7 protein-coding genes are annotated in these 6154 nt (G+C 64.8%); 4 read left to right on the top strand and 3 right to left on the bottom strand.

What is annotated here, in order from left to right:
- Nucleotides 1-440 precede the first annotated feature (440 nt).
- A complete protein-coding gene (locus NA11_RS37095) occupies nucleotides 441-1769 on the bottom strand; it encodes a glycosyltransferase family 87 protein (RefSeq protein ID WP_218023452.1) in 1329 nt (442 codons plus the stop codon).
- A 156-nt stretch (nucleotides 1770-1925) separates the two neighbouring features.
- Between NA11_RS37095 and NA11_RS37090 the strand changes: the two genes are divergently transcribed.
- Complete coding sequence (locus tag NA11_RS37090; RefSeq protein WP_069166761.1) at nucleotides 1926-2774, top strand: DUF1206 domain-containing protein; 849 nt, start codon at nucleotides 1926-1928, stop codon at nucleotides 2772-2774.
- 17 nt (nucleotides 2775-2791) lie between these two features.
- On the opposite strand, the gene NA11_RS37085 is transcribed toward NA11_RS37090, so the two are convergent.
- A complete protein-coding gene (locus tag NA11_RS37085; RefSeq protein ID WP_167837808.1) occupies nucleotides 2792-3805 on the bottom strand; it encodes a threonine synthase in 1014 nt (337 codons plus the stop codon).
- Between the two features lie 242 nt (nucleotides 3806-4047).
- Between NA11_RS37085 and NA11_RS37080 the strand changes: the two genes are divergently transcribed.
- Both NA11_RS37080 and NA11_RS45250 read left to right on the top strand, forming a co-directional pair.
- Nucleotides 4048-4473: a YybH family protein gene (locus NA11_RS37080; RefSeq protein ID WP_069166759.1), complete on the top strand. Its 426-nt coding sequence runs from the start codon at nucleotides 4048-4050 to the stop codon at nucleotides 4471-4473.
- A 45-nt stretch (nucleotides 4474-4518) separates the two neighbouring features.
- Complete coding sequence (locus NA11_RS45250) at nucleotides 4519-4722, top strand: hypothetical protein (protein WP_141718053.1); 204 nt, start codon at nucleotides 4519-4521, stop codon at nucleotides 4720-4722.
- 240 nt (nucleotides 4723-4962) lie between these two features.
- Here NA11_RS45250 and NA11_RS37075 read toward each other — a convergent pair whose 3' ends face one another.
- The gene (locus tag NA11_RS37075; protein ID WP_069166758.1) at nucleotides 4963-5355 is read right to left on the bottom strand and encodes a nuclear transport factor 2 family protein; all 393 of its coding nucleotides are present in this window, start codon (nucleotides 5353-5355) and stop codon (nucleotides 4963-4965) included.
- Nucleotides 5356-5643: 288 nt separating this feature from the next.
- On the opposite strand from NA11_RS37075, the gene NA11_RS37070 reads away from it, so the two are divergent.
- Nucleotides 5644-6153, top strand: coding sequence for a hypothetical protein (locus NA11_RS37070; RefSeq protein WP_069166757.1), 510 nt, complete (start codon nucleotides 5644-5646; stop codon nucleotides 6151-6153).
- Nucleotide 6154: the final 1 nt, after the last annotated feature.

Raw genomic sequence — 6154 nt, 5'->3', positions numbered from 1 at the left:
CCCGTCAACGAGGCCCCACCATTTGACTACCGTCGATGGGGTCGGCAACCGCCCCCAGGGGCATCGGCCGGTGGTCCGGCTCGGAGACCTCCAGAGCGATCTTGAAGCGTTGGCGTGAGAGAAATGGCGCGTGTCGCGACACGCGTCGCCACCACTTCACTCACGCCAATCAGGCTCAGCAACCATTTCTCTCACGCCAACGAGCCCCGGCAACCACTTCACTCACGCCAATGAGCCTCGGCAACCACTTCACTCACGCCGATGGGCCTCGGCAACCACTTCACTCACGCCGATGCGAGGCTTGCCACCTCGGAGTGGGTTCCGGCGTGAGAGTTGGTGCAGCCATGTCCCGTTCGCACGGGTGGAGGTTCACGAGTGGTACATGGTGGAGGCGTTTGCGGCGTGTCGCCTCCACCAGGTCCCACTCCTACGAGCGCGCCTCACCGAGTGGGACGTGGTGGAGGGGTGTGGCCTATTTGTGGGATGCCGCAAGTGGTTTCGGTTGGGCGTGGAGTGGTGGCTCGGGGCGGCGGAGGTAGAGGGTGGCGGCGGCGAATAGGGCTAGGGTCAGCCAGAGGTAGGCGTAATGCAGCGAGACGCCGAGGTAGCCGTGTAGGGGGTAGTCGAGGATGTTGACCAGGGTGGGATCGTAGAAGGCGAGTACGCCGCCCGAGGCGACTACGAAGGCAATCAGCCAGCCGGTGATGGTGGCAATGTCCTTGCGGTGCAACGCAAGATGGGTCAAGTAGAGGAGCAATGGCGCGAGCCAGACCCAGTGATGGATCCAGCTGAAGGGTGACACTGCGGTGCTGGTCAGTCCGCACAGCACCACGGCGGGCAGTTCGTGGCCGGTGAAGGACAGTCGTCGCCAGTGTCAGGCCGATCGCCGCGAACACGACCGCTGCTGCGAGCCACAGCAATTGGTGCACGCCGTCGACGCCGATCACCCGGGCGAGCACCCCGCGCAACGTTTCGTTCTGCGGGTTCTCCGGCACACCGACCCGGGCCGGGTCGACGAACGCACCGCTCCAGAACGTCCACGAATCCTTCGGCAGCACAGCAAGTCCGACCACCACGGTCGCGAAGAACGCGCCGATCGCCGTCCCCGCCGCTCGGTATCGGCCGGTGACCAGCAGGTAGATCACGAAGAACGCGGGTGTCAGCTTGATCCCTGCCGCGATACCGGTCAGCACGCCCTTCCACCGTGACGAATCCGGTAGCGCCATGTCCGCGAGAACCAGCAGCAGCAAACAGATGTTGATCTGGCCGAACGCCATCGTGCCCCGCACCGGCTCGCACCACAGCAGCAGGCCGGCGATGGGCACGCTGACCAGCAGCAACCGGACATCACGTCGATAGCCGAGCAGCGACAACGCGGCGAAAGCGGACGCGGCGAGCATCGCGACATTGCCGAACCCGCCGACATAGGTGAACAGGTCGCCGTGCAACGCGATCAGCGGCACGAACAGCAGCGCGGCGAACGGCGTGTACACGTACTCCCACACACCGCGAGTGTTGCCGAGCAGCGGGGTGTCATAGACCGAGGTGCCGTTGTGCACGCGATCACCCGCGATCTGATACACGCTCAAATCCTTGAGATGCATCATCAGCCCCGGCGCATCGATTACCTGTTTCAAGTAATATCCACCCGCTATCACACCTAGCGCGGAGATCGTCCAGAACGCGAGCGGCGAGATCGGCCTGCGCCCCGACACCCCCTCCCCAGCAGGCACTTCGGACTTCTCGATCGTCGCTACCGACACACTCACTCCCAGCTCACTCCCAGCTTTCGTGCTCTGTTCGCCAACCCACGCTAGTAGCAGTCCGACATCGCCGCAGCGGCTCGGGCAAGGCGGGCATTGTTTCGACGCCTCGGTGCCGGGTATCTGCCGGACGTTCACTGCGATCGGGAACGAGGTAGCTCGATGAGTAAGTTGTCAGTGGGATCCGGTGGATCCCAACGCACGAACGCTGGAGGCACCTCGACCGCGGAGCGGATCGCACAGCACAGCGTCTTCGAACGCTTCGCCCGCGCCGGGTTCGTGATGACCGGCATCGTGCACTTGATCATCGGTTATCTCGCGATCCGGATCGCTGTCGGCGACGGCGGCTCCGCTGATCAATCCGGTGCCATGGCGGAGTTGGGCGCCAAACCCGGTGGCACCATTGCCCTCTGGGTCGGCGCCGCCGCGTTTGGTTTGATGGCACTCTGGCGACTCGTCGAGGCGGCGCTCGGCAGCTCGTCCAAACCTGACGCCGACAGCAAGAAGTCCGAAGCCTTCCATCGAGCCAAAGCCTTTGCGCTAGCGGTGATCTACGGCGCTTTCGCGTTCTCCGCCTACGGATTCGCCCGTGGCAGCGGCAAATCGAGCAGCAGTGAAAGCGTCGGCCTCACCGCACGTCTCATGCAGAGCACCGCTGGCACGATCGCTCTCATCGCCGCCGCCATGGTCATCGTCGCGGTCGGCGGCTACCACCTCTACAAGGGTGGCAGCCAGAAGTTCCTCGACGACCTCCAAGGCACACCGAGTTCCTTCGTCCGCCGGCTCGGCACCATCGGCTATCTCGCCAAGGGACTCGCCATTGCCGCCATCGGCGTCCTGGTTGTCCTCGCCGCGACCCGATCGGAACCCGACAAGGCGGCAGGCCTCGACGGCGCCCTGAAAATCCTTGGCGCCCAACCCTATGGCGTGTTCCTGCTCGTCGTCGCCGCCGCAGGCATCATCGTCTACGGCCTCTACGCATTCGTTATGGCTCGCTACGCGAAGATGTAGCCGCGAACGAGCTCGGGTTACAGACCTTTGAAGGCGTGCGATGTCGCTATCACGGCCGCTGTTGCCGACGGGAGCACGCGCCCTTGGTCTTGCAGGAGATGAAGCGCGGCGAAGGCGGCGGTGGAGCTGATCTCCCAGCAGTGGCCGTGCGTCCACAGGGTGCGATGCCAGGTGCTTGCTGTCGCGGGGTCGACGGCGATCGCACCGCCGCCCGACCCGCGGGCCGCCGCGATGGACTGTTGCGTCGTGGTGCCACCGCCGATGGAGACGAGTCTGCCGTCGTCCCCCGGGAAGGCAATTCGCCAGTCCGCGTTGGATTCCAGGACAGCGTGCAGGCGAGGGAACGGCTCGACAAGGTAGAGCCGCGGCATGACGACACCCAAGTCCACGAAGCCTTGGTAGATCCCGAAGGCCAGGTCACCGCGCGAGCTGGGGATGACGACCACGTCGGGCGCGGTACCCCGCGCCGTGACGATCTCGTACGCAATGCCTTTCAGGTACTCGATGCCGAAAGGTGAGCTGCCGACCACGGGGGTCACGAAATTGGTCGCGTTGAAAGACTTCTGGTTCCGGGACTCGTCCGCGACGTAAGTCCAGCGGTCCTCGTCGGACTCGACGAGCACGACCTCGGCACCGAGTTCCCGCACGTGGTCGACGATTTGGCCGGGTACGGCATTCGACATCGCCATGAGGCACCGCAGTTCGTGCGCGGCGCAGTAGGCGCTGATGGACAGGGCCGCGTTTCCCGACGACGCGGCGACGACCGTGTCGAAGCCCGCCGCACTGGCCCAGCCGACCGCACCGAGGCTGAACCTGTCTTTGTGCGAGCCGGTCGGGTTGCGGCTTTCGTCCTTGACCCACACGTCGGAGCCGAGGCCGATCCGGTCGTCCAGGCGAAAGTAGGGGGTCTCGCCCGCGCCGAGGGTGAGCGGATCGATCAGCGGCAGGAGGCGGCCGTCATTCGTCGATCGGCGGTAGGTGCAGCGCAGGTTGGCGGGGTTACCGGCGTCGAAACATCGCGGACAGCCCACGGGATAATGGTCGACACCGTACTCCGTCCCGCACGAAATACATTGCATTCCAGTCAGATTGGGACTCACGGAAGTGCGCATGATCGATTCTAACGAGTGCGCCCTTCGGCGGGCCTGTTCGGGGTTTCCCTGAACTTGTCAGTGTGGTCTGGCAGGGTCACAGACCTAGAGCTCGTCGGCGAGTTGGTGCCGTTGGACGCAATCATCGATCGTTTCGGCGGTACCAGAGAGATCGGGTGGATATGAGCGATGCGGCGGAGATCCAGCGGGTGATCGACACGTGGGTGGGGGCGTTTCGTGATCGAGATGTGGCGGCGGCGCTGGGTGTGCACGCGGAGGATGCGGTGTCGTTCGACATTGTTCCGCCGCTGCGATACATCGGCACAGAGGCGTATCGACAGCCATGGGTGGAGACGTTCGAGAACTTCGTCGGGCCTATCGAGGTCGAGTTGCGGGATCTGGATATCACCGTCGGGACGGACCTGGCGTTCAGCCGGAGCCTCAATCGGATGACGGGGACCATGCGAAGCGGGGATCTGGTGGATCTCTGGTATCGGTGGACGGCTTGTTTTCAGAAGCGAGACGGGCAGTGGTTGATCGTGCACGACCACACCTCGGCGCCAACGAACTTCGCGGACGGAACGGCAGTACTCGATCTGGAACCGTAGCTCTGACAGAACGGACGAAACGTGCGGGCGGTTTGCTGCGATGGGGTGAGTATGCGTACCGACCTCACCTGTGGAGAGCGACGCCAGACCGTGCGGCGGCTGGTCGCGCTTTGCCAAGTCATGAATCAGCTCGTCGATCTCGCGGAAGCGGGCTCGTCGGAACCGGTAGTCACGCAGGCGCACCGCACCCGCCGACTATTACAGGATCTCGTCCTCGACATGGTCCGCACCGACGACACGACCGCCTGACGGACCGCGACCCGCCGGTGCGGCGAAATTGCCCGGGCGTGGCGACAATCCGGAGTGGTGTCCGAGCCGAACTTAGGTGTGTAGACATCCATGTTTCGGAATGAGGTCACCATGGGCACACATCGCACCGGCGACATCGGTGCCGCCGACCAGTCGGACGTCACGCAGTGAGCCGTGCACAGCGCATTCCCGCGCGGCACGGCGGTGCCGCACGACGGATCACTGCCGGGCACGCACCGTTCACACCAGTGCGTCGCGCCAGCACCACGTATCGGTGTACTGGTGCAACTCCCTGAGCTTGCCGTCGGAAACCCGCCAGATATGGGCGAACTCGGCCCGCACCTGCTTGCCTGTCGCGCGTGCAGTGCCGAGGTAGTGCCCGGTGACGACTACGGCACCGTCCTCGCCGTCGATCCAGGCCTCCGCGAACGGCGCGATATCGAAGTCACGGGACACCGGACCCCAGACTTCGTTCAGCGCGGCCGCTGGACTGCGTGGCGCGGTGTCGGTCACGCTGGGCATGCCCGGCGCGATGCGGGCCTCGAAGTCCGGGTGCAGCGCGTCGACGACGGCGGCGCCGTCCCCCGATTGGGTTGCCAGATAGAACTTCTCCACCACGTCTCGATTGCTCATGACTGCGCCCCGCTGACGCTCGGCTCCGTCGTGCGCACGGCGCGCTGGCACACGATTCGGTCATTTCGTTCGCTCATACCTCGATATTAGAGGGATCGCTCTACATCAGCCAGGCCGAAAATCACACTGTGACGAGATCGGTTGTGGGGCAGTCCATGACCGCATGATTCGCGCGGCGTTTGCGGTGTCGCGATGACGCCGTGCGGCTATCATTGAGTTAATTGTTCGTGCACGGGGGGTCGGGTGGTAGCCGAGAACGGTCGGCTAGGCAGACAAGGCAGGGGTTGAGTGGCCACGATCGCGCAACTGAGGGCAATTCTCGCGGTGCTGCACATCGACCCCGGCGATATCGATGCCCTCGCGTACACCGACACCGACAACGACCCCGCGGTCGAACGGGCCAAGCTGGCCGCCCTGCTGCAATGCGTCTTCAGCAGCGAACTGCGCAGCGCCGTCACCAACACCGCGGACCAGCACGAACTGGCCCGCCGCTGGACCGCGGCGAGCACCCAGCGTGCGCTCGACGGCGAAAATGCCACCGAACAGGCCCATTTCGACGCACACTGGCTGCACAACCGGATCGACGCCCTCGCCCCGCGGCACACCTCGGACCAGGCGCCGGTCCTACTCGACGCCGCCGCACGCGCCGCCGAGGCCGCGCAGGTGCTGCTTTCCCTCAGCGGCAACCCGCACGGCGACGGCACCGAATCCCTCTGGCAGACCGCGCTCGACGATCTGGCGTCCGCGTTTCACCTGATCAACGACGAGCACAACGCGATAACCCAGCCCATCGAGTGAA

This window comes from Nocardia altamirensis NBRC 108246 (assembly GCF_001612685.1).
In the GTDB taxonomy this organism is placed as follows: domain Bacteria; phylum Actinomycetota; class Actinomycetes; order Mycobacteriales; family Mycobacteriaceae; genus Nocardia; species Nocardia altamirensis.
This window is presented reverse-complemented; position numbering and strand designations above follow the sequence as displayed.